Below are 24448 nucleotides of genomic sequence, written 5' to 3' on the forward strand. Positions count from 1 at the left end.
GATGTCAGCAGGAGGCGAGGGCTTCGTCCTTGGAGCGGACGGCAGCAAATGTGAGGAGAACGGTGATGAGGCCGAGGATCGCCATAGCCGCGCCGGCAAGCGGCACCTGTGAGAGCGAGAATCCCTGGTCTATGACTGCGCCGCCGAGCCACGCGCCCAGCGCGTTGCCGGCATTGAAGGCGCCGATGTTGATGGTCGAGACGAGGTTCGGGGCGTCCTTCCCGAAGGCGACGACGTTGATTTGCAGCGCCGGCACGGCGGCAAAGGCAGCGGCGGCCCACAGGAAGAGGGTGATCTCCGCGCCGATGAAGGAATGGATGGTGACGCTGAAGATCGCCGATGTCACGGCAATCGCGATGAAGACACCGGCAAGGGTAGTGCCGAGGCGCCAGTCCGCGAGCTTGCCACCGATGAGATTGCCGATGGTCAGGCCGACGCCGATGGACAGCAGCGTCCAGGTGACCGCCTTCGGCGAGACGCCGGTGACATCGCGCAGCATCGGAGCAATATAGGTGAACAGCGCGAACATGGCGGCGGAGAAGAACACGGTCGTCAGCAGCGATAGCCACAGGCCGATACCGCGAAGCGCCGAGATTTCGCGGGCGAGGCTGCCATTGCGAACTTCTTCAGTCTTCGGAAGCACTGCAATGAGGCCCGCGATGGATGCAACGCCGAGAAGAGTGACGATCCAGAACGGAGCGCGCCAGCCGAATGCCTGGCCGAATGCGGTGCCGAGAGGGACACCGAGCACGTTGGCGAGGGTCAGGCCGGTAAACATCAGAGCGACGGCGCGAGCCTTGCGGTCTTCAGGCACAAGGCTTGCCGCAACGACCGAGCCGATGCCGAAGAAGGCGCCATGGCAAAGAGCGGTCACGATGCGGGCAACCATCAGCATCCAGTAATCCGGGGCGATGGCGCAAAGGAGATTGCCGAGGATAAAGAAGCCCATCAGCATGATCAGGGCCGAGCGACGGCGCAGGTGAGCAGTCGAAACCGCCATGATCGGCGCGCCGATCGCCACCGCCAGCGCATAACCGCTCACCAGCCAGCCGGCTTGCGGGATGGTGACGGAGAGGTCCGATGCCACTTCCGGCAGCAGCCCCATGATGACGAACTCGGTCGTGCCGATGGCGAAAGAACTGAGCGCAAGGATAAGGAGCGCTAGGGGCATGTCAAAGTTCCTTTTGCATGGCTTCGAGGAATGCCGCGATGGTTTCCTCGTTACGTTTGTAGAAAATCCATTGGCCCAGGCGCCGTGTCGTCACCAGGCCGGCGCGGTGCAGCGTGCTGAGATGGGCAGACACGGTGGATTGCGATAGGCCGCAGCGTTCGAACTGGCTGGCGCAAACGCCAAGCTCCAGCGGATGTTCCTGGGTAGGGAAATGGGTATGCGGATCCTTGAGGTGGTTCAGGATTTCAAGCCGTGCCGGATTGGCCAGAGCCTTGAGTATCTCGTTCTTGTCCATGGTGTTCACTGGATGAATATCGAATAATTACGATTTATGTATCGATGGTTTTCGATATATCAAGAGCGCCGCAGAATATTATTTTCTGCAAGGCAGCCGGAGTGCGCGCTTAAAAAATGGGCAAAAAAAGAGGGCCACCGGTATAAACCAGGGCCCTTATAGGTGTGAAGGTCAAAACCTCCAGAGGGGAACAGCCAATGCGGTGGAACTGGGAGGAAAAGCCACCATGTGCATCAGCTGTGTGCGTTATGATGCTAATTTGTGCAGTGCGCAATGCTTTTTTGTGCATGGCAGTTATGCATTTGCCGCGCCAGATTCAAAAAGGCAAAAAAAAAGGGCCGCCGGAGTAAACCAGGGCCCTATAGGTATGAAGGTCAAAAACCTCCAGAGGGGAACAGCCAATGCGGTGGAACTGGGAGGAAAAGCCACCGTGTGCATCAGCTATGTGCGATATGGTAGTTATATGGGCAGGCTTCAACTCTATTTTGTGCATATCAGCCATGCATCATATGCGTGACTGATATGCCGATAGCAAAAAGGAGTTCGTTATCAGTGACTTACCTTCGTTAGAAATTCCAGTTTCTGGCCTTGGCGACGATAAAATCTCGAAAAACCTTGAGCTTAGCTGCGTTTTTCATCTCGTCGGGGTAGCAGAAATACGTATCGAAGGAGGGCACGTCAGCGTTGATGGCGAGCTGAATAAGGCCTGGGTCGCGACCGACGATGTAATCGGGCAGGACCGCAATACCGATGCCGAGCAGGCAGGCCCGCTTGATCGAGGTCTGACTGTTGATCTGCAGATGCGGTATGCGCTTGTTGTCCGACGACCTTCCGGCGATCTCAAGCCAATTGACATCGAGCAGGTAATTGGGCGCCGGTTCGCCGAAGCTGATGATGCGGTGCTCGTCCAGATCTTCCACCGATTGCGGCTCGCCGTGGCGGTTGATGTAGGAGGGGGCGGCGTAGACGTGCATATGCACCGTGAAGAGCTTGCGCTGGATGAGGTCCGACTGCTGCGGCTGGCGCAGACGAATGGCGCAATCCGCATGGCGCATGTTCACGTCCAGCTCCTCGTTGTCGAGGATCAGCTGAATCTGCATGTCTGGATAGAGCTGCAGGAATTCCTGGATCTTGTCCGTCAGCCAACCCTGGCCGAGGCCGACCGTCGTCGTGACGCGCAGCTTGCCGCTCGGCTTATCGGTCGTTTCGGTCAATTGCATTTTGACCGTTTCGAGCTTCAGCAGAACGTCGTGCGCCGTGCGATACAGCAACTCACCCTGTTCGGTAAGGATAAGGCCGCGCGCGTGGCGATGGAAAAGCTTTATGCCGACGTCCTGCTCAAGTGCGCTGACCTGTCGGCTGATGGCGGATTGGGACAAATGCAATTTATCCGCCGCATGCGTGAATGAACCCGCTTCGGCAGCCGCGTGAAAAATACGCAGCTTGTCCCAATCCAATGGCATGCCGTTTCCCCTCATTGGCTGCTTCACTCCGCAGCCACGGCGACGGGCATGTGCCCGGTCAAGTAGCGTTCCGCCTCAAGCGCGGCCATGCAGCCCATCCCCGCTGCAGTGATCGCCTGTCGGAACGTATCGTCGGTCACATCGCCGGCGGCATAGATGCCGTCGACGCTGGTCGCGGTCGAATCGGCTGCGGTCCAGAGATAACCGTTGTCCTTGAGCTTCAGCTTGCCCTTGAAGAGTTCCGTTGCCGGCGCGTGGCCGATCGCAACGAAGACGCCGTCGATCGGCAGCTCGGTGATGGCGCCCGTGCGTGCGTCGCGCAGGCGAGCGCCCGTCACAGACGGCGGCATCGGCGGCTTGGCCGGCGTACCGGTGATCTCGGCAACTTCCGTGTTCCAGAGAACCTTGACGTTTGCCTTGGCAAACAGACGTTCCTGCAGGATCTTTTCCGAGCGGAAGCTGTCGCGGCGATGCACCACGGTCACCGACTTGGCGATATTGGAGAGGTACAGTGCCTCTTCGACGGCGCTGTTGCCGCCACCGACCACGATGACGTCCTTGTTGCGATAGAAGAAGCCGTCGCAGGTGGCGCAAGCGGAAACGCCGAAACCCTGGAAATGCTGTTCGCTCTCGATGCCGAGCCATTTCGCCTTGGCGCCGGTGGCAATAATGAGCGTGTCGGCGGTCCAGATCTGGCCGCTATCCGTGTGGGCGACGAAAGGACGCTTGGTGGTGTCGACTTCGGTCACCAGGTCGTTGACGATCTCGGCGCCGACATGCTGCGCCTGCTGGAGCATCTGTTCCATCAGCCACGGACCCTGGATCGGATCGGCAAAGCCCGGATAATTTTCGACATCCGTCGTGATCATCAGCTGGCCGCCCTGTTCCATTCCTGCGATCAGTACCGGCTGCAGCATCGCGCGGGCGGCGTAAACAGCGGCGGTATAGCCGGCTGGGCCAGAGCCGATGATGAGCACCTTGGTGTGGCGGGCGGGCATAGTCAGTCCTTTCAATTCAGCGAGTTCGAAACCGCGGCTTCAATCGGGTAAAGCAGGCGATTTCGCGATCCGCCGCTCCATTTATGATTGCCTTATGCATTTATTCAAGGGCAGCCTTGCATTACTAACAGGGCAAATCTGCTTTGTGTAAGAATCGGTCAGCCCAGAGAAACTTTCTTGCGAATTTTCGTGCCTTATATAGAAGCTGGCGAGGGGGAATTAAAGAAAGGCAATTGCAAGTGCTTCGCGCTGAACTCGATGCCATCGATATCAAGATTCTGCGGGAACTCCAGCGGGACGGACGGATGACCAACGTCGAACTCGCGGACCGGGTGGGCATCTCCGCGCCGCCATGCCTGCGCCGGGTGCGCAAGCTCGAAGAGGCAGGCGTCATCGAAGGCTATCACGCCATGTTGAACAGCCCGAAGCTCGGCTTCGATCTCGTGGCTTTCTGCATGGTCGGTCTCAAGCATCAATCCGAGGCCAATCTCAAGGCTTTCGCCAGCTCGACCGCAGCATGGCCGCTGGTGCGGCAAGCTTGGATGGTCTCCGGCGACAGCGATTTTCTGCTGCATTGCGTCGCTGAAAACCTCACCCGATTCCAGGATTTCGTCATCGAGGTTTTGACCGCGAACGAACATGTCGATACGGTACGCACGATGTTGACCATTCGGCAGGTCAAGAAGCTTGGTCTGGTAGAGCTCTAGGTAGATATGACGCATCGGCCCTGGCATCGATCTTTGATCAAGTCCGGTGTGCGTGTGTTCCTGGGCGGCTCTCTGGCACATGTGCAGGATTGGTTTCCCGGGCTGACTATCGTCCGCAACCAGAGCGGCGGCGATGTGTTCTATCGCGGCGCCAAGGTCGCAGATCTTGCCAGAATGGATCGGTTGTGCGAGCGGTCCGGCGAGACGATCTATATCGTCGGCTCGGGGCCATCCATTCGTGATTGCGATTTGAGCAGCATGGAAGCCGGCAGCGCCATTCTGCTGAATGGTGCCATAAGGCTTGCCGGTGAGCGCATCGGTGAGCCGCTGGCAATCGCAATCGAAGATGAACGTTTCGTCTGGCGGCACATCGATACGATGCGCGCGAAGATTGCTCCCGGTTCACTCTGTCTATTCTCGGTCGCGGTGTTGCGTGCGCTTTGCGAGGTCGACGGGAACTGGTTGGCGGACAAAGCGATCATTCTAATCGACGACATTCGCAAGCCCTATGGTGCGCGGCGGCGCTCGCTCGACGATCTGCGGAAGCTTCAATATGTGCGCCTGGATGCAGCCGGCTTGGCCGGTTTCTCGCTCTCGCCGGATCAGGGCGTTTTTGTCGGCGGGTCGGTTGCCGTATCGGCGCTGCAATTCGCTCTATATTGCGCGCAGCGAACGATCGGCTTTCTCGGGATCGACATTTCCAACGCCCGTGAGCCTCGCTTTTACGAAACCACGCAGGATACTGCGTTTTCCGGCATCGCTCAGGCTGAGGGACGCATCGTCAAGCATCTTGTATTCGCCCGGAAAATAGCTGGAGAGCGCGGTGTATCGCTTGTCAACCATTCTCCGGTTTCGGCGTTGCTGAAATATGATTTCGGTTACGACGACAGGTTTGCGATAAAGCCGAAGGGGTAATATCCGCCTTCTCAGCGGTTTGTGGCGAGTACCTGTCGATAGACGTCGCCAATAGCGGTCGCTTCCTTTTCCAGCGCGAACTCGCTACGTACATGGCGTACGGCATTGTCGCCTTGGCGAAGCGCCTCTTCAGGATCGGCCAGATAGAACGCAATAGCCTTGGTCAGAGCTTCACCGTCCCCTGCTGGCACGACGGCACCGGTTTCACCCGGAACGATCATCTCGGCATAGGCACCGGCATCGGAAGCGACGACTGCGGTGCGCGATGCCATGGCTTCGAGCGGCGTCAGGCCGAAACCCTCATTGCGAGAAGGGGCGACGTAAAGCGTCGCGCGGCGATACCAGGGCTTGATGTCGTCGACTTCGCCCATGAAGCGGATGCGATCGGAGAGGCCGGCGCTAACGACCATCTTTTCTAGTTCGTCGCCAAAGCCGCGATGTTCAGCAGTGACCCGGCCGCAGACGATTGCCGTCCAATCGGGATAGCGCGGCAGAAGCTCTATCATCGCCTTGACGAAGAGATCCGTGCCTTTCTGGTGTCGAACGCGACCGAAGCAGCCGATCAGGTAGGTGCCGGGCAGTCCGGTAGCGGACATGCGGTCGTCCGCTGTTTCCGGTGGATGAAAGCGATTGAGATCGACACCGTGCTGGATGACGGTATGCGGAACCTGCAGGAAACTGCCGGAACGGGTGCTGGTGGCGATCACTGCATTCATGCGGCGGATGAGCCAGCGCGTATAGCCTGTGTGGCGCCGCTGCGCCGCCGAAGTGAAAACCAGCTTCAGCGGCATGCGCAATACCGAACGCAGCAGCAGGCCCACCAGCATTTCGTTGTTGCGGCGGGCGTGCCAGATACGATGGCGCTGCCGGCGAGGCCTTGTCCAAAGGCCGGGAAGCCTGAGCCAGCCGAGCCTTGGCAGATCTTCCGGCAAGCCAGGACCGAGCGTGGCGATACGATAACCAAGTTCGATCTGCTTGGGGATGAGTTGCACGATCGTCGAAGTCACGCCGGACAACCGGCGCTTGAAGTTCGTTGCGATGATCTCGATCTCGCGGAGATCGGAGGCATGCGCTGAATCACGATCGCGCACAGGCAATCAGCCCCAGGTGATGGAGAGGATTTCGTATGCCTTGGCGCCGCCTGGCGCATTGACTTCGATGGAATCGCCGACTTCCTTGCCGATCAGCGCGCGGGCGATCGGCGAAGAGATGGAAATACGGCCGGCCTTCACATCGGCTTCCTGGTCACCGACGATCTGATAGATCTTTTCTTCCTCGGTGTCCTCGTCGACCAGCTTTACCTTGGCGCCGAACTTGATCTTCGAGCCGGACATCTTGGTGAGGTCGATGACTTCTGCACGCGCCGTCAGATCCTCAAGCTCGCCGATGCGGCCTTCATTGTGGCTCTGGGCTTCCTTGGCTGCGTGGTACTCGGCATTTTCAGAGAGGTCGCCATGGGCGCGCGCTTCTGCAATTGCCTCGATGATTCGCGGGCGCTCTTCCTGCTGACGCCAGCGCAGTTCTTCCTGCAGCTTGACGAACCCGCTCTGCGTCATCGGTACCTTTTCAACCATTTTCCTTATCCTTCAGTCCCTGCGCTGCTCTTCCGCACACACAAAAGAAAACAGGTTCCGAAGGGGTACTTCGGAACCAGTAGAGCCACTATTTTGTCATCTATAGCAGATTGCGACAGCCGATTTCCAGAAGATTCGATGCTTAAAGGAGTGGCGCTTCCCGCTCGCATACGTTGAAGCCTGATCGACGAGGCGGCGGCTTCCATTATCCCTGCATCGGCTGAATCTTATCGAGGCGAATGTGAGCCAGCTATCGTTGCCCACATTCGCCGTGACGAATTTTAACCGTCAGAAGTAGCTCTGAAGCGGCCGAACCTCGAGGTTTCCGGCCTTCAGCGCCTTGATCGCCATGGCTGCGGCTTCGGCGCCGGCCATGGTGGTGTAGTAGGGCACCTTCTGCATCAGTGTCGCGCGGCGAAGCGATTTCGAGTCCGAGATCGCCTTGTTGCTGTCGGTCGTGTTGATGACGAGCTGGACCTGACGGTTGCGGATGGCGTCCTCGATATGCGGACGTCCCTCAAGCACCTTGTTGATCTTCGTTGCTTCGATGCCGTTTTCGGCGAGGAACCGCTGGGTTCCGCCCGTTGCAAGCACCTTGAAGCCCAGTTCGACCAGCATGCGGATGGCCGGCAGCACGCGCGGCTTGTCATCATCGCGAACGGAGACGAAGACCGTTCCGTCACGCGGCAATTCGACGCCGGCGCCGAGCTGCGATTTGGCGAAAGCCAGAGCAAAATCGGTGTCCAGACCGATGACTTCGCCGGTCGAGCGCATTTCCGGCCCGAGCAGGGTGTCGACGCCCGGGAAGCGGGCGAAGGGGAAGACGGCTTCCTTGACGGCGATATGCTTCAGTTTGCGCGGATCGGGCTTTTCGCCGTAGGCGGCAAAGGTCGCATCCAGCTTTTCGCCGGCCATGACGCGGGCGGCGATCTTGGCGATCGGCGCGCCGATGGTCTTGGCGACGAAGGGCACCGTGCGCGAGGCGCGCGGGTTGACTTCGAGCACGTAGACCGTGCCGTCCTTGATGGCGAACTGGACGTTCATCAGGCCACCGACGTTCAGAGCTTTTGCCATAGCCTTTGCCTGGCGTTCAAGCTCATCGATCATCTCCGGGGAGAGGGTGCGCGGCGGCAGCGAGCAGGCCGAGTCGCCCGAGTGGATGCCGGCCTCTTCGATATGCTCCATGATGCCGGCGACGTAGACGTCGGTGCCGTCGGATAGGCAATCGACGTCAACTTCGATGGCATTGGCGAGGTAGCTGTCGAACAGGAGCGGGTTCTTGCCCAGCAATGTGTTGATCTGGCCGGTCTTGTCGTTCGGGTAGCGCTGCTTGATGTCTTCCGGCACGAGTTCGGGGACGGTGTCGAGCAGATAGGTCTGCAGCTGGCCTTCAGAATGGAGGATCTGCATGGCGCGGCCACCAAGAACGTAAGACGGGCGGACGACCAGCGGGAAGCCGATTTCGGAGGCGACGAGGCGAGCCTGCTCGACCGAATAGGCTATGCCGTTGTTCGGCTGGTTGAGATCCAGCTTCATCAGGAGCTTCTGGAAGCGGTCGCGGTCTTCGGCAAGGTCGATCGCGTCCGGCGCAGTGCCGAGGATCGGAATGCCGTTCTTCTCGAGCGCTTCGGCAAGCTTCAGCGGCGTCTGGCCGCCGAACTGGACGATGACGCCGACGACTTCGCCCTTTTCCTGCTCAGCGCGCAGGATTTCGATCACGTCTTCCGCCGTCAGCGGCTCGAAATAGAGACGATCCGAGGTATCGTAGTCGGTCGAGACCGTTTCCGGGTTGCAGTTGATCATGATTGCTTCATAGCCCGCATCCTTAAGTGCGAAGGCGGCGTGGCAGCAGCAATAGTCGAACTCGATGCCCTGGCCGATACGGTTCGGACCGCCACCGAGGATAACGACCTTCTTGCGGTCGGAGACCTGTGCTTCCGAACGGGCGGTGCCGACGAAGGGCGTCTCATAGGTCGAATACATATAGGCGGTCGGCGAGGCGAACTCGGCCGCGCAGGTGTCGATGCGCTTGAAGACCGGACGGACATTGAGCCCGTTGCGGAGTTCGGCCACTTCCTTCGGGCGCTTGCCGGTCAGCGTCGCAAGGCGTGCGTCGGAGAAGCCCATGGCCTTCAACATACGCAGGTTGGCCGCATCCTGCGGCAGGCCGTGCTCGCGGATACGCGCTTCCATATCGACGATATTCTTGAGCTGCTCCAGGAACCAGGGGTCGATCTTGCAGCCTTCGTGCACCTCTTCCGGCGTCAGGCCAAGGCGCAGCGCTTGGGCGACCATGCGCAGGCGGTCCGGTGTCGGGGTGCCGATGGCGGCGCGGATGGCGTTGCGGTTGCCTTCGCCTTCCTCAGTGCCGGGGATTTCGATCTCGTCCAGGCCCGTCAGGCCGGTTTCGAGGCCGCGCAATGCCTTCTGCAGCGACTCGGCGAATGTACGGCCGATGGCCATGACTTCACCGACCGATTTCATGGCGGTGGTCAGAACCGGGGAAGCGCCTGGGAACTTTTCGAAGGCGAAACGCGGGATCTTAGTGACGACATAATCGATCGACGGCTCGAAAGATGCCGGGGTCGCGCCGCCGGTGATGTCGTTTTCCAGCTCGTCCAGCGTGTAGCCGACGGCGAGCTTTGCTGCGATCTTGGCGATCGGGAAGCCGGTGGCCTTCGAGGCGAGGGCGGAAGAGCGCGAGACACGCGGATTCATTTCGATGACGACGAGACGGCCGTCCTTCGGATTGACCGCGAACTGCACGTTCGAGCCGCCGGTTTCGACGCCGATCTCGCGCAGGACCGCGATCGAGGCGTTACGCATGATCTGGTATTCTTTGTCCGTCAGCGTCAGGGCCGGGGCAACGGTGATCGAATCGCCGGTATGGACGCCCATCGGATCGATGTTCTCGATCGAGCAGATGATGATGCAGTTGTCCGCCGTGTCGCGGACCACTTCCATCTCGAATTCCTTCCAGCCGAGAACCGATTCTTCGATCAGCACTTCGGTGGTCGGGGAGGCATCGAGGCCGCCGCCGATGATCTCGAAGAACTCCGAGCGGTTGTAGGCGATGCCACCGCCGGTGCCGCCGAGCGTAAAGGATGGACGGATGATCGCGGGCAGACCGACATGGTCAAGCGCCTGCGCGGCTACGGCCATCGCGTGGCTCATATAGCGCTGCTTGCGATCGCTCTCGCCGAGGTTCCACTGGTTTTCCAGTGTATCGAGCGCCTTGTCGAGTTCGGCGCCTGACAGCGACGCCTTCAGCTTGCTGCGCTCGGCCTCGTGGGTCTTGCGATCGGCATCCTTGATGTCGGTGGCGTTCGCCAGCATCGAGCGCGGCGTTTCGAGGCCGATGCGGGCCATGGCTTCGCGGAAGAGGGCACGATCTTCGGCCATGTCGATGGCGGCGGGCTTGGCACCGATCATCTCGACATTGTAGCGATCGAGCACGCCCATGCGCTTCAGCGAGAGGGCCGTGTTCAGTGCCGTCTGGCCACCCATGGTCGGCAAGAGCGCGTCCGGGCGCTCCTTGGCGATGATCTTGGCGACGACCTCAGGCGTGATCGGCTCGACATAGGTCGCATCCGCAAGACCTGGGTCGGTCATGATCGTTGCCGGGTTGGAATTGACGAGGATGACGCGGTAGCCTTCCTCTCGGAGTGCCTTACAGGCCTGGGTGCCTGAATAGTCGAATTCGCAAGCCTGGCCGATAACAATCGGTCCTGCGCCGATAATGAGGATCGATTTGATATCTTGGCGCTTCGGCATGGGCTCACATCCATTTTTTGTTGCGCAAAAAGCCGGCCAGGGTGGGAGATCACCGGTCGGGGCGCATGGGCAATATTTTCAGGCTAGAAGCGGCTTATAGGCAAATGTATTTGCAAACGGAACCCCATAAATGGCGGAATCGACATGAATTCTGCCGAGATCATCATGCAAGCGCAAAATGAGGTGCCGCACAGGCTATGTGACGCCGGCGTCGGGCTCCCCGACCTAGCTAGGTCTCTATATAATGAGGGACGAAGCGTGAAGTATCCCGCGTGATCGGGGTGTCGTCTTCGCGAATGCCGATACCCGCAGGCTGCCCGGCGACGACCCAGGAGCCGATCACGGTCCAATCGTTGCCGAAGCGGGGCAGCAAGTGCATTGCCTGCCTTATATATCCCTCTTCGCCATAGGGTCCTTCAACCTGATATATGCCGCCGCCGGCTTCGTGATTGACGAGCATCACATTCGCGCCTTCGCGGGATAACAAGGGTTTGCGAACGTAGCGATCGCCGAGGTCGCCGATACGCGGATCGTCTTCGAAATAGGCCGGCAGCAGATTTTCGTGGCCGGGGAACATGTCCCAAAGCACTGCCAACAATCCCTTGTTCGATAAGGTCAGCTTCCACAGTGGCTCGATGACGCGGGTCGAGCTGAGTGGCAGATGGCGGCCAAAAGGCTCGCGAACCATATCTTCAAGCGGATAGAGCTTGAACAGGCAGTCGATCCGTTCGTCCTCAAGATCGATGAGCCAATGCTTATCATCAATGCCGATATCGGGCATGGCGATAAGCTTCGCCGTGCAACCGGCCTGGGCGGCGCAATCGATCAAGTAGTTCAGGGTTACAAGGTCTTCTTCCGCTTCCAGCATACCGGCGAAATGCATGCGACCTGAAGGTGCAGCGAGGATGCGGATCGCATCGATCAGGCGCTCATGCAGCGAGTTGAACTGGTCTGCCGAATATGGAAGTTCGCCGCGTTGCTTCATGTCTTCCAGCCACTGCCATTGGAAAACCGCGCTTTCGAACAGGCTGGTTGGGGTGTCGGCATTGAATTCGAGAAGCTTTGCCGGACCGCTTCCGTCATAGGAGAGGTCGAAACGACCGTAGAGATCATGTTCCCGATTGCGCCAGGATCGCAATATCGCATCGTGATAGGCTGGCGGAATGGCCATGCGACGCATCAGTTCGCTATCGCAAGCGATCCTTTCGGCTGCCGCGTAGCACATTTCCAGCAGCGTGGCCGAGGGCTCCTCCAGCTTCGTCTCGATTTCCTCAAGGGTGAAAGCATAAGCATGCCGTTCATCCCAATAGCGTTTTCCGTACATGGAATGGATGGTGAAGCCACAAGCCTCCGCTAGAGCTTTCCAATCCGGCCGTTTGTTCACGACAATACGCTTCATGCTCTCACCCGTTAGCTCGAAAGATGGAATCCGCGAAAGCCCCAGCCGCCACGTTCCACTGAGCCGCCAGAACGTCCGGCGCGGTCGGAAGATCTCCCCCAAACGCTGCCACCGCCGCCACCGCCACCGGAAGACGCCGCCGCTTGCCTGTTGTCGTCCTTTCTTTCCACATTAGCCGCTTTCCCAAGCGGCATGCCGTTCGCAAGGCTCCGCCCGGCTGCCGTGCGAAAGTCGCTGCTTCCACGCGGCTGATAAAGCGCGTTTGTGCCGACCGAGCTGGTACCATTTCCAGCTAGATAGCCGCCCAATACGGGAATGAAGTGACCGACGCCGGCCCGATGCAGGCCGGTCGTTGGCTGGCAGTTGTAAGTGCCGTAGTCCTTTTCGCAGTTCGCGGCCGTTTCGTAGGCTGGTGCGCTTTGCAAGCGCTCCGTTTCGGCGGCAGCAAAATCAGATCTGCATTCGTCAGCGGAAACTATATCGGCGGCGATACATGCGTTGATGTCCTTGTATATCCGAACCGTGTCTTCCTTTTCGCCACAGGCCGTCAATGCCGCTGTTCCCATGAGCAGCAGAGACACACTCATCGATCGCTTCATAAAACCTCCTGCGCAATGCGCGTTTACGCACTTGGATATTCCTGAGGACCGCCGGCATAGGTCGACCAGCCGCGAGCCGCACAAAAGCGGCGTCACGGTTGTCCGCATATGTAAGGGCACAACGTAAAGAATATGGGCGCGAAATCAGAATTAGGTGTAGATCGGCCGCATTTAAAGAACGTAGGCGTGCGTTTGACGGGAATATTTTAGACCAATGGTTGTGGTCGTAAAGAATCTCTTTCCAATTTTTCTGAGTTGCCGTGACACGATGCGGCTGAAATGGAGCGAGCTCTCGCTCTCCTGATGCCTGAACTATCGGGAGGAGCCCGTGGATCGGGGCGATATCGCCAAGCCTTCGGTCTGTTAGCCGAACCGGCGACGGACGGCTTCGGCGTAGGGACGGCTCACGGGCATTTCTACGCCGTCGCGCGTTATGACAAGAAGCTTGCCGTTGTCGCGTTTCAATCCTGCGACATGGTCTGCGGCTATCCAGTGGGATCGGTGAAGACGCAGGCCCTCGGTGTCGCCGACTTCCATCAAGGCATCGCCGAAGCGGAGTAGAATGAGCTCGCGGCCTCGGGTGGTGACGACTTCGGTATAATGGTCCCGCACGGCGAGCCTTGTGAGCTGTCCGCGATTTTCCGGCTTCAACCGTGACAGGATCGGGGCTTGGGAAGGTGGTGCCCTTGTCTCGGATATCGCCCGCGGCACAGGTGCCGGCTTCTCGTGCGGCTGCGCTTCAGCCGCCGTCGCGATTTGGCGGTGCATCGTCATATAGGTCAGAAAGCAGAAAAGTAGACAAAGTGGTATTGCCGTCAGCGATTGGCGCAGACTGTCCAGAACAGTGGGGAGGCCTCCGAAGAATGCGAGGTCGACGAGCGAGATACCAAAGCCGATCGGCAGTGCGGCGATAACGGCCCCTGTTATCATCCGCGCGAACATGCTGGCTATCCATTGGCGCAGGAGGATTTCTGCAATAATGGAGAAGACGATAGCGATGGACCAGGCCATGGCGTGAAGAACGAGCCAGTAGCCCAGCCGCGCGCCCGGCATCAGGCGCGAAAAGGTGCCATAGGGACCTGTTACGGCAAAGATCAAGACGACCGTTATGAAGGTTGCCCAAAGCCGCGGCGAGCGCCAGACGGCCTGCAATTCGCGAAGCGTGGATTGCAGAAAGGTGTGATCCACGAAGTTTTCCCGTTTTTCCATGCAATTTCAATTGAGAGAGGGACAATATCGCGGAAAGGCTCGACAAACTCAACCGGATCCCCACCATGACTTTAGAGCCGCTTCTTCATGCTTCCATCGCAATTCAGATTCACGTTGCGGCGGTCGTCCCGGCCGCCGTGCTCGGCGCCTATCTTCTTCTGCAACCAAAAGGAACACCGAGACATCGGCTGCTTGGCAAAATCTGGCTTTGCCTCATGGTGATCACGGCTCTATCGAGCTTCTTCATTCACCAGATCAATATGTTTTACGGCTTCAGCCCCATTCATCTGCTATCCGCCTATGTTCTCTTCGGTTGCTGGGGAGCCATCGTCAATGCCCGCAAAGGCAATATCGAGGCTCATAAAGGCATCGTCAGAGGCATCTATTTTGTCGGGATTGTTGGTGCCGGCTTATTCACATTCATCCCTGGCCGCATCATGAACAAAGTCGCCTTCAGCGGCGATGAAATCGCACCGCTCATTGTAGTCGCAGGTATTGCGATCGTGCTTCTCTGGCAGTTGTCGAAAGAAATATGGCATCGCCGCCGTTTAAGCTGATCTTCTGTCGATAGCCAACTGGCTTTGTTCGTCCTCCTGGATATATAAATGCCTCAAGGGACTTTGATTTTAGGCATCGCCAGGAGGTGCACTATGGATTGGAAGGGACGTCGGCAATCCGACAATATCGAGGACGAGCGCGGCTCATCGCCGATGAGCGGCGGGGGTGGTGGCGGCTTTCGCTTCCCCGGCGGCGGCATCGGCGGCGGCGGATTGAGCTTTCGTACCATCATTGTCCTTGTCGTAATCTTCCTGGTCTTGAAGGCCATGGGCGTCGACGTCATGGGCCTGCTCCAGCAGACCGGCGTGCTGCAGGGTGGCGGTTCCGGATATCAGCAAAGCACCTCAACTGGCAGCGGCGGCGGCCAAGCCGCCAACGACGAGATGAAGCAGTTTGTCGCCACCGTTCTTGCCGATACGGAAGACACCTGGACCGGCATCTTCAAGTCGATGGGGCAGACCTACACGGATCCGAAGCTGGTGCTGTTTTCCGGAAGCTTCCCTTCGGCCTGCGGACAAGCTTCGGCTGCGACCGGACCCTTCTACTGCCCGAGCGACCAGAAGATCTATCTTGATATGGCCTTCTTCAAGCAGATGAAGGATCAATTCGGTGCGTCGGGCGATTTCGCCCAGGCCTATGTCATCGCGCATGAAGTCGGTCACCACGTTCAGGATCAGCTCGGTATCCTGCCGAAGTTCAATCAGGCTCGCCGCAACATGAGCGAGGTGGATGCCAACAAGATGTCGGTGCGCATCGAGCTGCAGGCCGATTGCTTTGCAGGCATCTGGGGCAAGTTCACGCAGCAGAAGGGCATCTTGCAGGCGGGTGATCTCGAAGAGGCCCTTAATGCGGCCCAACAGATCGGCGACGATACGCTGCAGAAGCGCACGCAAGGCTATGTCGTGCCCGACAGTTTCAACCACGGCACCTCGGCGCAGCGCGTGAAGTGGTTCAAGAAGGGCTTCGATTCCGGCAAGCTCAGCGATTGTGATACGCTCAACAACCCGGTTTGATCCTGTTGCCCGCTCCCGAACGACCGGCGAGCGGGCAGCCTCATTCGCTTGCTACCTTTCGCTGTCGAGATGCGTCAGCTGCGCCTCCGGATAGCGTCCGCCGGCGGCGGCATTTTTGGGGATTGCCCGCTCGATCGCGGCTAGGTCGGCCCCCGACAATTCGACCTTGACGGCCCCCAGCGCCTCCGTGAGGCGGTCGCGACGGCGGGCGCCGATGACCGGGATGATTTCCTTGCCTTGAGCAACGACCCAGGCGATCGCGATCTGTGCGACGCTGGCGCCTTTGGCTTCGACGATCTCTCGCAGGGCTTCGACCAGTTGCAGATTCTTTTCCACGTTTCCGGCCTGGAAACGCGGGCTCATACTGCGGAAATCGCCTTTCTGGGCACTTTCCTTCTGCCAATGCCCACTGATAAGGCCGCGCGACAGGACGCCGTAGGCGGTGATGCCGATGCCGAGTTCGCGGCACGCGGGCAGGATCTTGTCCTCGATACCGCGCGAGATCAGCGAATATTCGATCTGGAGGTCGACGATCGGATGGACGGCGGCGGCGCGGCGAATAGTGTCCGCGCCGACTTCCGACAGACCGATATGCCTGATGTAACCGGCTTTGATGAGATCCGATATCGCGCCGATCTGGTCTTCGATCGGGACGTTGGGATCAAGGCGAGCAGGGCGGTAGATGTCGATATGGTCGACACCCAGCCGTTGGAGAGAATAGGCCACGAAGTTCCTGATCGCCGCCGGTCGGGCATCATAGCCGAGCCATGCGCCGCTGGGGTCGCGAAGCGCGCCGAACTTGACGCTGAGCAGGAAATCTTCCCGATTCAGCCCCTTGATGGCCTCGCCGATCAGCATCTCATTGTGGCCCATGACATAGAAATCGCCTGTATCCAGCAGGTTGATGCCGGCATCGAGCGCGGCATGGATGGTGGCTATGCTTTCGGCGCGGTCGGATGGGCCATACATGCCGGACATCCCCATGCAACCGAGGCCGAGAGCGGAGACGTGCGGTCCGGTCTTGCCCAATTGATGCTTTTCCATCCTCGTTCTCCTTGGCGGAAGCGCTTCTGTTTTCTCTCTGGTTTTACTCCTTTGCTCTCTGTGCGATAATCCCATGAAATCGAAACGGGTTGTTTGGAATATCGCACAATGGATGACTTGCCGCTGGCCGATCTCGTTGCCTTCACTGCAGTTGCTCGCGAGCGAAGCTTTCGCGAAGCGGCGCGTAAACGCGGGGTTTCCGCTTCATCGCTGAGCGAAGCGGTTCGCCGGTTGGAAGAGCGGCTGGCGGTGCGTCTGCTCAATCGCACGACCCGGAGCGTGACGCCGACGGAGGCCGGGGAACGGCTGATGGAACGCCTGACCCCGGCCATGAGCGAGATCGCCGTGGCGCTCGACGACATCAACAGCTTTCGCGACAGCGTCGGGGGAACTTTGCGGCTGAATGTGCCGATAGTTGCCGCCACGGTCGTCATGCCCGACATCATCAGCCGTTTTCTAACAGAGTATCCGGCGATCTCAGTCGAGATCGTTGCCGAGGACAGTTTCATCGACGTCGTGGCGGCCGGCTACGACGCCGGTATCCGCTATGACGAAAGGCTGGAAAAAGACATGATAGCCATGCCGATCGGGCCGCGGCAACAGCATTACATTACCGCTGCCGCGCCGGTCTATCTTGCCGCAAACGGCATACCGCAACATCCGCGAGATATACTCGAGCATCGCTGCATCCGTCATCGGTTCCTGAGCGGCTCGGTCCTGCCCTGGGAGTTCGAAAGAGGCGAGGAGACGATTGTCATTGCGCCATCGATGGTTGTTGCCACGAACTCCATCGATATCGAGCGCAGCGCCGCCGTTGCCGGCCTCGGCATCATCAGGACCTTTCGCGAATTTCTGGCGCCGCAGATCGAAAGGGGTGAACTGGTGCCGATTCTCGAGGAATGGAACACAGCCTTCTCCGGCCCGTTCCTCTATTACGCCAGCCGACGGCACATGCCGACACCGCTACGGGCCTTCGTCGATTTCCTGAATCGCGAGCAGCGCCGCAGCAGGGATAGATAGACGTTCTGGTTGAAGGATCAAAAAAAGCCGACGATAAATCAATAAGATTGAAGCGTTCACGGATTGTTTCTGCCAAAATCTTTATGTATTGGAACATCCACGGTTTTCGTTCACGTTCTGTCTCTTTCATGGAGGCGGAGCCCCAGAAGGCAACTCCATGATCGATCAGAAATTTGCGCGGCGCGGGCTGTTCCTCGTCTTCCTAATCCTCTTTCTCGACGTTATCGGCATCGCGATCATCATGCCGGTTATGCCGAAATATCTGGAAGAGTTGACCGGCGCTTCGGTCAGTGCCGCGGCCACGGAAGGCGGCTGGCTGCTGCTGGCCTATGCGGGGATGCAATTCCTATTTTCGCCGCTGATCGGCAATCTGAGCGATCGCTTCGGACGCCGTCCGCTGCTGCTCGCTTCGGTGTTCACGTTTGCGATCGATAATTTCATCTGTGCCATCGCCGGCTCGTACTGGATGTTGTTCGTCGGCCGTATTCTGGCCGGGATCAGCGGTGCGAGCTTCTCGACCTGTTCGGCCTATATCGCCGATATCAGCAACGATGAAAACCGCGCAAAGAATTTCGGTCTGATCGGCATGGCCTTCGGCGTCGGCTTCGTGCTTGGGCCCGTTATCGGCGGGTTCCTCGGTGAATTCGGCCCACGCGTACCTTTCTACGGCGCGGCCGCTCTGGCGTTTCTGAACTTCGTCGGAGCCTACTTCCTCCTGCCGGAAACGCTGGATGCAAAGCATCGCCGGCCGTTCGATATCCGTCGGGCGAACCCGCTTGGTGCGCTCAAGCAGATCCGACGTTATCAGGGCATTGGCTGGGTCTGCGTCGTCATGTTCCTGAACTGGCTGGCGCATGGCGTCTATCCGGCCGTGTGGGCCTTCGTCACGTCCTATCGCTATGATTGGAGCGAAGGACAGATCGGTTTCTCCCTTGGCGTTTATGGCATCGGCGCGGCCATCGTCATGGGGCTGGTATTGCCTCGCATGGTTCCGGTCCTCGGCGAATGGAAGACCGCGCTCCTCGGGCTGGTTTTCTCATGCTTCGGTCTTTTGGGCTATGCGTTCGCCTGGCAAGGCTGGATGGTCTATGTGGTCGTCGTCCTGACCGTCATCGAAAATGTTGCCGATGCGCCGCTTCGTTCCATTGCCGCCAGCAAGGTTCCGCCTTCGGCGCAGGGCGAGCTGCAGGGTGCGCTTGGCAGCCTGACGAGTATCACGGCAATCGTCGGGCCCGTGCTCTTCCCATACCTGTTCAGCTACTACACCGAACCGACTGCACCGGTGGTCTTTGCTGGCGCGCCCTTCATCATGAGCGCAATTCTCATTGCCATATCGCTCGTCGTGTTGCTGACGAAGGTTCGCAAGACTATGCCGGTTGCCGCTTCACAGTCGCAGGCCGGAGAGGCAGCCTAGAATTTCATCAGTTATTTTGATGATATGATGAATTCTTTAGCATTCTGGGCTTGTTGGCTGGCTTTTCGCCCTAAGTTGCGGTAAGGCCGCTACCTTGCGCACCCTTGGGTAGGGCGGTCGGCGCGATTCTAGAGATCGAGTTTTCGTGATGGATATGCCGTTAGCTGCGCGCCCGTACGCGCATGACAACAATAATTCGTGGTCTGCGCACATTCGTGCAACCCTGGCGCTTGGCATACCGTTGATCGGCGCGCAATTGGCGCAGCTCGGCATCAATACGACTGACGTGATGATCGTTGGCCGGCTGGGTGCGGAGCAACTGGCCGCCATGGTGCTCGCCGCGCAGTTTCTGTTCACGATTCTTATTTTTGGTTCAGGCTTCTCCATCGCCGTTGTGCCGCTGGTGGCGCAAGCCTATGGCAAGGGCGATGTGGCCTCTGTCCGCCGTGCCCTGCGCATGGGCCTGTGGGTCGTGACGGCCTATTGGCTGGTGGCGCAGCCGGCCTTTTTCTATTCGGAGCAGATCCTTCTGGCCGCCGGGCAGAAGCCGGAGGTGGCGCGACTGGCAAGTGGCTATATCGATATCGGCCATTTCGCGCTGTTGCCGGGACTGCTCTATAACGTCATTCGTGCCTTGGTGAGCGCAATCGGCCGGGCTGGAATCATCCTGAAGGTCACCATCGCCATGCTGGTGATGAATGCCGTGCTGGCCTACATCCTGGTGCTTGGCCATTTCGGCTTGCCGGCCATGGGGTTGCACGGTGCGGCTATCGTGTCCGTTGCGGTGCAGACGGCAGGCTTTTTCTTCATCGTCGGTTATGTCCAGGCCCATGAAGACACGCGCCGCTATGAGATTTTCGTCCGCTTCTGGCGGCCCGATTGGCATGCCTTGTGGGACGTGGTTCGACTCGGCTTCCCGATCAGCGTTACGGTTCTGGCCGAAGTGAGCCTGTTTACGGCGGCGTCGCTGCTGATGGGGCAGATCGGTACGATTGAGCTTGCCGCGCATGGTATCGCCCTGCAATGGGCATCGGTCGCCTTCATGATCCCGCTCGGCCTCAGTCAGGCAGCGACGGTGCGAGTCGGCGTCGCGCACGGGCAGGGAGATCTCCTCGGACTGAAGCGTGCCGCGATCGTCGTGCTTGTCGTTTCGAGCTGCATTTCGCTCTTTGGCAGCATCCTGTTCGCATCGATCCCGACCTGGCTCGGAGGCTGGTTCCTGGATGTGAGCTCGCCAGATGCGGCCAAAGTGCTTGCCTATGCGGCGCCGCTCATCGTCGTTGCGGGCCTGTTCCAGCTCGTCGACGGGCTCCAGTCGATCGCCAGTGGTTTGCTGCGCGGCCTGAAGGATGCGCGCGTGCCGATGATCATGGCATTGATCGCCTATTGGCCGATCGGTTTCTTCCTGGCGTGGCTTCTGGCGTTCCCGCTCGGCTTCGGCGGCATCGGCATCTGGTTCGGCTTCCTGCTGGGGCTCGGTTCGGCAGCGGTCATGCTTTGCACGCGCTTCTACCTGTTGGTCCGCTCTGAAAAGGCTGCTGCCTGATACGGTAAAGTCCTCTTCAGCCTGCAAGACTACTGACAAAAATTGACAGCATGATCGTCTATACCTGTCTCATACCAACGACGGGAGACGACCATGACATTCAAAGCAAGCGATCGCACGGATACCGCGCTTTTCTCGCGGGAAGACACTGTTCGACAGAGTGCGACGGTACGCCTCTTCCCGCGCGCGAATACTTCGTCCCGGCAGCCTGAGCCGGCGCAGAAATCCTATTGGCTGGCGGTCGCCAGCGCAGAACATGTGCGCCTTGGCCGCCAACAGGGCTTCATGCAGGTGAACCATGGCAAGCGGGCACCGCTGAAGCGGATCAAGCCCGGTGACGGCATCGTCTATTATTCTCCGTCTGTGAAGATGGGCGAAAGAGATGGCTTCCAGAGCTTCACGGCTATCGGCTTCGTTCGCGAGGGGGAGCCTTACCTTGGCCAGATGGCGTGCGGAAATGCCTATCGCAAGGATGTGGATTGGCTGAACGCGCCGGAGCAGCCGCTTCGCCCGCTTCTGGGCTGGCTTGATTTCACCCAGGACAAGAACTGGGGCTACAAGCTGAGATTCGGCCTTGTCGCCCTCGGTCAATCGGACTTCGAGTTCCTCGAGGAAATCATGATGAGTGAGCTTGAGGTGGTAAAGCAGCGCCGCCTGCAGGCTTGAGTTTCGGCAAGGCCGAGCTGATGTGACGAAAAGACCTCCCAACTTGACGCACAAAAGGAAAGACCCCGGATTGCCAAGCAATCCGGGGTCTTTCGAATTCAATCAATGGAATGGTGCGCTCAGGCGCGTTCCGCCAGGGCAGGTTCGCCCTTCTTTTCGCGTACCAGGTTAACGAACCGGCGGAAAAGGTAGTGGCTGTCCTGCGGACCGGGTGATGCTTCCGGATGATGCTGAACCGAAAAGACCGGCTTGCCGGCGACGCGCAGGCCGCAATTGCTGCCGTCGAAGAGGGAAACGTGAGTCTCCTCAACGCCTTCCGGCAGCGAGTTCGAGTCGACTGCGAAGCCGTGGTTCATGGAAACGATTTCCACCTTGCCGGTCGTATGGTCTTTGACCGGATGGTTGGCGCCGTGGTGGCCCTGGTGCATCTTCGCCGTCTTGGCGCCGAGCGCGAGGCCAAGCATCTGGTGGCCGAGGCAGATGCCGAACAACGGAATTTCGGTCTTCAGCAGGTCCTTGATCACGGGCACGGCATATTCGCCGGTAGCGGCCGGATCACCAGGGCCGTTGGAGAGGAAGATACCGTCCGGCTTCAGGCCGAGCACTTCATCGGTCGAAGCGGTCGCGGGAAGAACGGTGACCTTGCAGTCGAGGCCTGCGAAGAGGCGCAGAATGTTGCGCTTGACGCCGTAGTCAAGGCAGACGACGTGATACTTGGCGTCGGCTGCGCCGAGTTCGCCATAGCCTTCATTCCAAACCCAAGGGGTCTGCGACCATTGCGAGGACTGGCCGGAGGAAGCGACCTTTGCAAGGTCTAGGCCTTCAAGACCGCTCCAGGCTTTGGCATCTGCCTTCAGCTGCTCGATGTCGAAGACGCCGTTCGGATCGTGAGCGATCACGCCGTTCGGCATGCCGTTCTCACGGATCCAGGCGGTGAGGGCGCGGGTGTCGATGCCGCTGAGGCCGATGATGCCGCGGGCCTTCAGCCACTGGTCGAGATGCTTGGCGGCACGGTAGTTCGATGGATCGGTAATGTCGGCCTTGAAGATGACGCCGACCGCGCCGTGGCGTGCAGCCGGCGTCAGGTCCTCGACGTCTTCCTCGTTCGTGCCGACATTGCCGATATGAGGGAAGGTGAAGGTAACGATCTGGCCGAGATAGGAAGGATCCGTCAGGATTTCCTCATATCCCGTCAGCGCGGTGTTGAAGCAGACTTCGGCCTGGACCTTGCCGGTCGCGCCGATACCCTTGCCTTCGATGACTGTGCCATCGGCGAGAACGAGAAGAGCAGTCGGCTTTTCAGTGGTCCATGGGGCTGTCGCGGTCATAGTCATCCCGTTTCCGGCGTCGTGCACGACCTTGAAGGGCCGTAGGCTTCCGCCATGTTTGTAGCAAGGTACAGCCGGCGACCGAGGTCGCGGCTTGAGATCTTCATATCGATCTAATGTGCAGGTGATGGACATAACCAAACAAGGCGAGCCGGTCAATGCACGCTTTTGCTTTCCTGTCTGGGAATTCGCCCCGTTTCGACCGGCTTGGCGGAATTGTATTGATCGGTACTGATGGTCTACGGCATCGGCCCGAAAATCTGATAGGATTTTCGGAAAGCCTGATGCGTAGATTCAAAGAAGTAGAGTGACCTTTGTGCTTCCTAAGGGAAGCACGGCGCTCTATGAGACTGGCAAGATGAAATAAGGGGATGGGCGATCGTCGCCCCCCTGCTTCAAGGAGTTACACACATGATCCGCGAAACCCTTTCCAACGCCCAGAAGGACGCCATGAAGGCCAGGGATACGGCGAGGCTTTCGACCGTGCGCCTCATCCTTGCGGCCATCAAGGACAAGGATATCGCCAATCGCGGTCTCGGCAAGGAACAGGCAAGCGACGACGAAATCCTGCAGCTGCTCGCCAAGATGATCAAGCAGCGCGAAGAGTCTGAGAAGATCTACGTCGACGGCGCCCGCCCGGAGCTGGCCGCGAAGGAGCGGGAAGAGATCACAGTCATTCAAGGTTTCATGCCCGAGCAGCTGTCCGACGACAAGGTGCGCGAGATCTGCGTTGCGATCGTCGCGGAACTGGGAGCGCAGGGCCTGAAGGATATGGGTAAGTGCGTCGCCGCCCTGCGTGAGCGTTATGCCGGTCAGATGGATTTCGCCAAGGCTTCGGGCATTCTCAAGGAGCTGCTGAAGTAAAAACCTGCTTCGCCTTCGGCGCGCGGATTTGTGGCGAGCCGAAGGCGTTTCTCCAGGCGGCGTCGATAATGGCGAATTTCTCGGCCTGATAGTTGCGATATTCCTGGATGAAATCGCAGGAAAGCCACAGCTGGCTTCGCCCTGAGGAGCCTGTCCATCCGATGCTCTGCATCTTTGCGGCTTTGATCATCAGTCGCTTTGCATGAGTTCTGGAAATGAGAAAGCGCCGGCAAATGTCGGTGAAGGCAATTCGCCCGACGATCACTCTTTGAGTCGTTGTATCCACTAGCCCGACGCGCGAGATCAGGTAATCCATGATCACGCCGCCGGAATTCACCCATGTGAACAGATCGAACGTATCTCCCGGGTGGCGCAGATCGTCGCTGTTGATGATGTCGACCGAGATGGCGGGCTGCAGTGCGGCGATAAGCTCGGGGCGTTTGGCGAGCAGAGTGCTTCGCCTGCCGCCATCGAGCCGGTCAAGTACCGACAAGTGAATGAGAAGCCACTTTCCCAGCTGCTTGACGGCTTCTTCCGTGGGTTCCATCGGTCGCGAGCGGCGATCGGGAGCAACGGGCAGATAGCGCAAGAATCCTTCCGTCAGCATCTGCTGTATGAAGCTGAGCGCGGTGTTGTGGCTGGCGATATCGTTTTCGACGACATAGGTCGCGAAGCGATTCGCATGGATGCCGGCGGGCTCTCCGTCGATGCCGCCGTAATACAATCCAAAACCGGCGAGTGCCATCAGCCAACGCTGTTGCGAGGCAAAAACAGAGCATATCTGTTGGTTCTGATTGTAAGTGGATAGGATTTCTCGCGTATAATTTACAATTTCAGCGAAAAAATTAGGGTCTTGAGCAAGTTCCTTTGCGGATAAAGACATGCAGCCGT

The 24448-nt window shown here is 58.9% G+C and carries 23 protein-coding genes; 10 read left to right on the top strand and 13 right to left on the bottom strand.

Going from position 1 to position 24448, the window contains the following annotated elements:
* Window positions 1–4 precede the first annotated feature (4 nt).
* Together ACIQJ2_RS11075 and ACIQJ2_RS11080 are read right to left on the bottom strand one after the other, a co-directional pair.
* The gene (locus ACIQJ2_RS11075) at window positions 5–1171 is read right to left on the bottom strand and encodes an MFS transporter (RefSeq protein ID WP_400673707.1); all 1167 of its coding nucleotides are present in this window, start codon (window positions 1169–1171) and stop codon (window positions 5–7) included.
* 1 nt (window position 1172) lies between these two features.
* Entirely contained in the window at window positions 1173–1466 is a 294-nt protein-coding gene (locus ACIQJ2_RS11080) for a metalloregulator ArsR/SmtB family transcription factor (protein WP_199145002.1), read from the bottom strand.
* 226 nt (window positions 1467–1692) lie between these two features.
* Between ACIQJ2_RS11080 and ACIQJ2_RS11085 the strand changes: the two genes are divergently transcribed.
* Entirely contained in the window at window positions 1693–1983 is a 291-nt protein-coding gene (locus ACIQJ2_RS11085) for a hypothetical protein (protein ID WP_400673710.1), read from the top strand.
* A 49-nt stretch (window positions 1984–2032) separates the two neighbouring features.
* Here ACIQJ2_RS11085 and ACIQJ2_RS11090 read toward each other — a convergent pair whose 3' ends face one another.
* Window positions 2033–2929, bottom strand: a complete 897-nt coding sequence (locus tag ACIQJ2_RS11090; protein WP_004116399.1) for a LysR family transcriptional regulator VtlR — start codon at window positions 2927–2929, stop codon at window positions 2033–2035.
* A gap of 23 nt (window positions 2930–2952) precedes the next feature.
* Window positions 2953–3927, bottom strand: coding sequence for a thioredoxin-disulfide reductase (gene trxB / locus ACIQJ2_RS11095; protein ID WP_199144967.1), 975 nt, complete (start codon window positions 3925–3927; stop codon window positions 2953–2955).
* A gap of 239 nt (window positions 3928–4166) precedes the next feature.
* Here trxB and ACIQJ2_RS11100 point away from each other — a divergent pair, with 239 nt between their 5' ends.
* The gene (locus ACIQJ2_RS11100) at window positions 4167–4634 is read left to right on the top strand and encodes an Lrp/AsnC family transcriptional regulator (RefSeq protein WP_199144965.1); all 468 of its coding nucleotides are present in this window, start codon (window positions 4167–4169) and stop codon (window positions 4632–4634) included.
* A 6-nt stretch (window positions 4635–4640) separates the two neighbouring features.
* Window positions 4641–5549, top strand: coding sequence for a glycosyl transferase (locus tag ACIQJ2_RS11105; RefSeq protein WP_400673716.1), 909 nt, complete (start codon window positions 4641–4643; stop codon window positions 5547–5549).
* Window positions 5550–5560: 11 nt separating this feature from the next.
* Here the strand turns inward: ACIQJ2_RS11105 and ACIQJ2_RS11110 are convergent, their stop codons facing one another.
* From ACIQJ2_RS11110 to ACIQJ2_RS11135, 6 genes are all read right to left on the bottom strand, one after another.
* Window positions 5561–6640, bottom strand: coding sequence for a glycosyltransferase family 4 protein (locus ACIQJ2_RS11110; RefSeq protein WP_400673719.1), 1080 nt, complete (start codon window positions 6638–6640; stop codon window positions 5561–5563).
* 6 nt (window positions 6641–6646) lie between these two features.
* A complete protein-coding gene (greA, locus tag ACIQJ2_RS11115) occupies window positions 6647–7123 on the bottom strand; it encodes a transcription elongation factor GreA (protein WP_199144959.1) in 477 nt (158 codons plus the stop codon).
* A gap of 288 nt (window positions 7124–7411) precedes the next feature.
* Window positions 7412–10897 (bottom strand): carbamoyl-phosphate synthase large subunit, encoded by a 3486-nt coding sequence (gene carB, locus ACIQJ2_RS11120; protein WP_199144957.1) that lies wholly within the window; start codon window positions 10895–10897, stop codon window positions 7412–7414.
* Between the two features lie 229 nt (window positions 10898–11126).
* The gene (locus ACIQJ2_RS11125; RefSeq protein ID WP_400673724.1) at window positions 11127–12296 is read right to left on the bottom strand and encodes a glutathionylspermidine synthase family protein; all 1170 of its coding nucleotides are present in this window, start codon (window positions 12294–12296) and stop codon (window positions 11127–11129) included.
* An 11-nt stretch (window positions 12297–12307) separates the two neighbouring features.
* Window positions 12308–12883, bottom strand: a complete 576-nt coding sequence (locus ACIQJ2_RS11130) for a DUF1190 domain-containing protein (RefSeq protein ID WP_400673727.1) — start codon at window positions 12881–12883, stop codon at window positions 12308–12310.
* Between the two features lie 375 nt (window positions 12884–13258).
* Complete coding sequence (locus tag ACIQJ2_RS11135) at window positions 13259–14104, bottom strand: LytTR family DNA-binding domain-containing protein (protein WP_400673729.1); 846 nt, start codon at window positions 14102–14104, stop codon at window positions 13259–13261.
* Between the two features lie 65 nt (window positions 14105–14169).
* Between ACIQJ2_RS11135 and ACIQJ2_RS11140 the strand changes: the two genes are divergently transcribed.
* A complete protein-coding gene (locus tag ACIQJ2_RS11140; RefSeq protein WP_400673732.1) occupies window positions 14170–14661 on the top strand; it encodes a DUF2306 domain-containing protein in 492 nt (163 codons plus the stop codon).
* Window positions 14662–14754: 93 nt separating this feature from the next.
* Entirely contained in the window at window positions 14755–15675 is a 921-nt protein-coding gene (locus ACIQJ2_RS11145; RefSeq protein ID WP_199144944.1) for a neutral zinc metallopeptidase, read from the top strand.
* Between the two features lie 51 nt (window positions 15676–15726).
* Here ACIQJ2_RS11145 and ACIQJ2_RS11150 read toward each other — a convergent pair whose 3' ends face one another.
* Window positions 15727–16719: an aldo/keto reductase gene (locus ACIQJ2_RS11150; protein WP_400673734.1), complete on the bottom strand. Its 993-nt coding sequence runs from the start codon at window positions 16717–16719 to the stop codon at window positions 15727–15729.
* Window positions 16720–16827: 108 nt separating this feature from the next.
* On the opposite strand from ACIQJ2_RS11150, the gene ACIQJ2_RS11155 reads away from it, so the two are divergent.
* The 4 genes from ACIQJ2_RS11155 (at window position 16828) to ACIQJ2_RS11170 (ending at window position 21365) form a co-directional block, all read left to right on the top strand.
* On the top strand, window positions 16828–17739 hold the full coding sequence (locus tag ACIQJ2_RS11155; RefSeq protein ID WP_400673737.1) for a LysR family transcriptional regulator: 912 nt from the start codon (window positions 16828–16830) through the stop codon (window positions 17737–17739).
* Between the two features lie 157 nt (window positions 17740–17896).
* A complete protein-coding gene (locus ACIQJ2_RS11160; RefSeq protein ID WP_199144938.1) occupies window positions 17897–19153 on the top strand; it encodes a TCR/Tet family MFS transporter in 1257 nt (418 codons plus the stop codon).
* 148 nt (window positions 19154–19301) lie between these two features.
* Window positions 19302–20699: an MATE family efflux transporter gene (locus tag ACIQJ2_RS11165; RefSeq protein ID WP_400673739.1), complete on the top strand. Its 1398-nt coding sequence runs from the start codon at window positions 19302–19304 to the stop codon at window positions 20697–20699.
* 93 nt (window positions 20700–20792) lie between these two features.
* Window positions 20793–21365: an EVE domain-containing protein gene (locus ACIQJ2_RS11170; protein WP_400673742.1), complete on the top strand. Its 573-nt coding sequence runs from the start codon at window positions 20793–20795 to the stop codon at window positions 21363–21365.
* A gap of 119 nt (window positions 21366–21484) precedes the next feature.
* Here the strand turns inward: ACIQJ2_RS11170 and carA are convergent, their stop codons facing one another.
* Window positions 21485–22693 carry a glutamine-hydrolyzing carbamoyl-phosphate synthase small subunit gene (gene carA / locus ACIQJ2_RS11175; RefSeq protein ID WP_400673779.1) on the bottom strand — a complete coding sequence of 403 codons (1209 nt, stop codon included), beginning with the start codon at window positions 22691–22693 and terminating at the stop codon, window positions 21485–21487.
* 411 nt (window positions 22694–23104) lie between these two features.
* Between carA and ACIQJ2_RS11180 the strand changes: the two genes are divergently transcribed.
* The gene (locus ACIQJ2_RS11180; protein ID WP_199094855.1) at window positions 23105–23557 is read left to right on the top strand and encodes a GatB/YqeY domain-containing protein; all 453 of its coding nucleotides are present in this window, start codon (window positions 23105–23107) and stop codon (window positions 23555–23557) included.
* Here the strand turns inward: ACIQJ2_RS11180 and ACIQJ2_RS11185 are convergent.
* Window positions 23538–24302, bottom strand: coding sequence for a hypothetical protein (locus ACIQJ2_RS11185; protein ID WP_400673744.1), 765 nt, complete (start codon window positions 24300–24302; stop codon window positions 23538–23540). The two genes, ACIQJ2_RS11180 and ACIQJ2_RS11185, sit on opposite strands and share 20 nt — an antisense overlap.
* Window positions 24303–24448 lie beyond the last annotated feature (146 nt).

The sequence above is a fragment of the Rhizobium sp. NPDC092011 genome (assembly GCF_044756305.1).
In the GTDB taxonomy this organism is placed as follows: domain Bacteria; phylum Pseudomonadota; class Alphaproteobacteria; order Rhizobiales; family Rhizobiaceae; genus Rhizobium.